This window comes from Paenarthrobacter nitroguajacolicus, from assembly GCF_007786235.1.
In the GTDB taxonomy this organism is placed as follows: domain Bacteria; phylum Actinomycetota; class Actinomycetes; order Actinomycetales; family Micrococcaceae; genus Arthrobacter; species Arthrobacter nitroguajacolicus_A.
Window position 1 is genome coordinate 1 of record NZ_VNFK01000050.1, and the last position, 979, is coordinate 979.

The 979-nt window shown below is 46.5% G+C and carries 2 protein-coding genes; one reads left to right on the forward strand and one right to left on the reverse strand.

Translation table 11 applies throughout. From position 1 onward, the window contains the following. Nucleotides 1–96: 96 nt before the first annotated feature. Nucleotides 97–285, reverse strand: a complete 189-nt coding sequence (locus FQP90_RS23905; RefSeq protein ID WP_017073482.1) for a DUF2065 domain-containing protein — start codon at nt 283–285, stop codon at nt 97–99. A gap of 172 nt (nt 286–457) precedes the next feature. On the opposite strand from FQP90_RS23905, the gene FQP90_RS22940 reads away from it, so the two are divergent. Further along, the coding region (locus FQP90_RS22940; protein WP_208760066.1) for an adenylosuccinate synthetase at nt 458–979 on the forward strand (522 nt) is incomplete at its 3' end.

A 979-nucleotide genomic window follows, 5' to 3' on the forward strand; every position in this document is an offset into this window, starting at 1 on the left:
GGTTGGGTACGACGACGTTCCCGTTAGTGAGTGCGTCAACCTCTTACTTGTACCGGCAAGGTTTCGGAAATAACGAGTAGGTTTCTAGAAGGAGGGTTAGCCGTGGGTCATGAAAGCGATAACCGCTCCAGCAACAACAAGACAGCCGCCAATACGGCGCAGTTGAGAGTCTGGTTGTTGGCTGAGCTGGGCAACCATGTTTCTCCAACCGTTTGGTGCAATCAAGGGACCAAGCCCCTCTACGATAAGAACAAGCCCAATTGCGAGCCAAATTGAATGAGACATGACACTGCCCTATATTTATAAAAATACAATGATATCAGTATCTTTACGGTTCCGCCCTGAGTTCTCACTGATTTGTTTTTGAACAGCCTTGTCGATTATGAACAAAAAGTGACTGCAAGAAGTGTGATTCGGTGCTAGAATCCATTTTTAATTAGCAACAGAAATTGGAAAGATGGGAAATAACGTAGTTGTTCTAGGCACCCAATGGGGTGACGAAGGTAAAGGTAAAATCGTTGACCTTTTAACTGAAGATGCAAAATACGTGGTTCGCTACCAAGGCGGTCACAATGCAGGTCATACACTTGTAATTGACGGTGAAAAAACCGTTCTTCACTTAATTCCATCAGGTATCCTACGCGATAACGTTAAATGTGTTATCGGTAACGGTGTAGTATTATCACCTGACGCACTTCTTAAAGAAATGAAACCTCTTGAAGATCGCGGTATTCCAGTACGTGAACGTCTTTTCATCTCTGAAGCTTGTCCTCTAATTCTTCCGTACCATATTGCTATCGACAACGCGCGTGAAATCGCTCGTGGCGCTAAAGCTATCGGTACAACGGGTCGTGGTATCGGTCCAGCTTACGAAGATAAAGTTGCTCGTCGCGGTCTACGCGTTGGCGATCTTTTCGATAAAGAAGCATTCCAGCAGCGCGCCACCGCCCAGAGCGGGATCGTTCAGCCGGTGGGCAGG

Coding starts and splice junctions, on each gene's coding strand:
- FQP90_RS23905 (WP_017073482.1), bottom strand. CDS start 285: ATGTCTCATTCAATTTGGCTCGCAATTGGGCTTGTTCTTATCGTAGAG.